This is a genomic window from Streptomyces ureilyticus, assembly GCF_011045025.1.
Lineage (GTDB): Bacteria > Actinomycetota > Actinomycetes > Streptomycetales > Streptomycetaceae > Streptomyces > Streptomyces ureilyticus.
Genome location: NZ_JAAKZX010000413.1, coordinates 1 through 2,751, shown reverse-complemented (window position 1 = coordinate 2,751; position 2,751 = coordinate 1). Strand labels below are relative to the sequence as shown.

Annotated in this window: 2 protein-coding genes; one reads left to right on the top strand and one right to left on the bottom strand. The window is 70.7% G+C overall.

Translation table 11 applies throughout. The features are described 5' to 3' along the window. The first annotated feature begins 275 nt into the window (after positions 1-275). Positions 276-1,487: a serpin family protein gene (locus G6048_RS47600; RefSeq protein ID WP_165345826.1), complete on the top strand. Its 1,212-nt coding sequence runs from the start codon at positions 276-278 to the stop codon at positions 1,485-1,487. A 59-nt stretch (positions 1,488-1,546) separates the two neighbouring features. Here G6048_RS47600 and G6048_RS47595 read toward each other — a convergent pair. Beyond that, positions 1,547-2,751 (bottom strand): S8 family serine peptidase (locus G6048_RS47595; protein ID WP_165345825.1); only part of this gene is annotated, 1,205 nt, incomplete at its 5' end.

Here is a 2,751-nt window from a genome sequence, read left to right as displayed (position 1 = left end):
TCTTCATGTAGTGATGTGGAATTTTGTCGGACGAAATCCAATTTGTTCCGCATTCGGGGGGTGTTGCCCCCAGAACTGATAGCCGTACGGTCCCTGTCCGGGGCCGGGTTGCGCGCCGTACGGGCCTGGTGGAGGCGGGTACTGGCCGCCTGGGGGCTGCTGGGGCCCAGGGGGCGGAGGTATGGCCACTAGTACCGTGCTCCTCGTCCGAGCGGTGCGGGAACTGACGTACGACAGGCGCATCGTATGCGTGGGACTGAGGGGGCGGAACGCGGATGACTGACGCGTCAATCGCGCCGGCCGGGACGACGGTGGGTGCGGTCAACGGGCTGACGGCGCGGTGGGCCGGGGCGGCGAGTGGTGGCACGGTCTTCTCGGCCGCCGGGGTCTGGCCGTTGCTCGCCTTTCTGGCGGACGGTGCGGGTGGTGCGGCACGCGCGGAACTGGCCGAGGCGGTGGGGCTGCCGGCCGGGGAAGCGGCGGTCGCGGGGCGGGACTTGCCGGGTGCCCTGGGCGGGGTGCGAGGCCTTGACTCGGCCCTCGGGCTGTGGACGAAGCGGACGCTGGAGCTGCGGGAGGATTGGGAGAAAGGGCTGCCGGCGCAGACGCACGGGGTGCTCACGGGGGACGAGGAGACCGATCGCGCCGCCCTGGATACGTGGGCGGTGCAGCGGACCGGTGGCCTGATCGAGCGCATGCCGGTCGTGCTGACGCCAGACACCGAGCTGGTCCTGGCGAGTGCGCTGGCCATGCGTACGCAGTGGCTGCGCCCCTTCGAGGAGTGGCCCGTGCGGGCGTCCCAGGGACCGTGGCGCGGGCGGACGCTCCTGGGGCTGCGCCGCAGCAGCGTCGTGTTGGACCGGGTCGGCGCGGCCGAGACGCCGGACGGGTGCGTCACCGAGCTGAAGGTGCTGGGCAGCACCGGTATCGATGTCCATCTGCTGCTCGGGGAGGAGCGGATGACGCCGGGGCAGGTGCTGGGGGCTGGTGTGGGCATTCTCGAGGGCACGCACTCGGTCGTGTCCGGGCCTCAACTCCCGTACGGGGACGTGGGACCCGGCCTGCGTGTCGAGAAGGTGCGCCGGATGCGGCCCCGGCCGCCCACGCTGGACGTGACGACCGTGGCGTACGACATGACGGCGCACCACGATCTGCTGGAGCTGCACCGGATGTTCGGCCTCACGACGGCGCGCGACACTTCGCGCGGACACTTCCCCGGAATCAGCGGCTTTCCGCTGGCCATCGGGTCGGCGCGGCAGTCCACCATGGCGAGGTTCGGCGCGCTGGGCTTCCGTGCGGCGGCGGTGACGGCCATGGCGGCTGTCCCCGGCGGCGCACCGCCCGAACCCCGCTACGTGACCACCACCATCGGCGCCCGCTTCGACCGCCCCTTCGGCTTCCTCGCCGTCCACCGCCGCTCGCGCCTCGTCCTCGCGGCGGGCTGGGTCACGGACCCGAAGCCGTACCGCGAGGACGAGGGTTACTGACGTCGCGTTACTGATGTTGCGTCACTGATGGGCTATTGAGGATCGGTTGCTGACGAGGCTCAGAACTGGAGCGCCCAGGAGTCGATCCGGCCTGTGTCCTGCGCCGCGTTGTCGCTCACGCGAAGCTTCCATGTGCCGTTCGCGACCTCCGACGAGGCGTTCACGGTGTACGTGGTGTTGATGTTGTCGGCGGAGCCGCCCGTGCCGTATGCCTTCAGCGTGTAGGCGGTGCCGTCGGGGGCGATCAGCTGGACCTGGAGGTCGCCGATGTAGGTGTGGACGATGCTGACCGGGACGCTCAGGGCCGAGGGTGCGTTGCCCGTGACGCCGGTGACCGTGAGCGGTGACTCGACGGTGGCGTTGTCGGCGATCGTGTAGTCGCCGCCGTTCTCGAAGCGCGAGCCGGTGGGCGGCGGGGTGGTGTCGCCGCCGCTGCCTACGCGCAGGAGGCGGTTGGGCGAGCCGGTGCCGGGGCTGGTGACGACTCCGGTGGTGGCGGAGTTGACCAGGGCCGTCTGGACGGCGGCCGGGGTGGCGGTGGGGTTGTCCGCCAGGTAGAGGGCGACGGCTCCGGCCACGTGCGGGCTCGCCATGGACGTACCGGAGATGGTGTTCGTCGCGCTGTCGCTCGTGGCCCAGGTGGAGGTGATGGACGAGCCCGGGGCGAAGACGTCCAGGACGGTACCGAAGTTGGAGTAACTCGCCTTGGCGTCGGTGTTGGTGGTGGCGCCGACGGTGATCGCCTCGGTGACGCGGGCGGGCGAGCGGGTCGAGGCGTTCGTCGACTCGTTGCCGGCCGCCACGGCGTAAGTGACGCCGGAGGCTATGGAGTTGCGTACGGCGGCGTCGATCGCGGTGTCCGTGGGGCCGCCGAGGCTCATATTGGCGACGGCCGGCTTGACGGCGTTGCTCGTCACCCAGTCGATGCCCGCGACGACCTGCGCGGTCGTGCCCTGCCCGGAGTTGTTGAGCACGCGGACGCCGACGATCTTCACCTTCTTGGCGACGCCATATGCGGTGCCCCCGACCGTGCCGGCGACATGTGTGCCGTGGCCGTGGCCGTCCTGGGCGGTGTTGTCGTTGTCGACGGCGTCGTAGCCGTTGACCGCCCGGCCGCCGAAGTCGGTGTGGGAGATGCGGACACCGGTGTCGATGACGTAGGCGGTGACGCCCTCGCCGGCGGTGTCGTCGTAGGTGTAGCTCTGGTTGAGCGGGCGGGCCGCCTGGTCGATACGGTCCAGGCCCCAGGAGGGCGGGTTGGGCT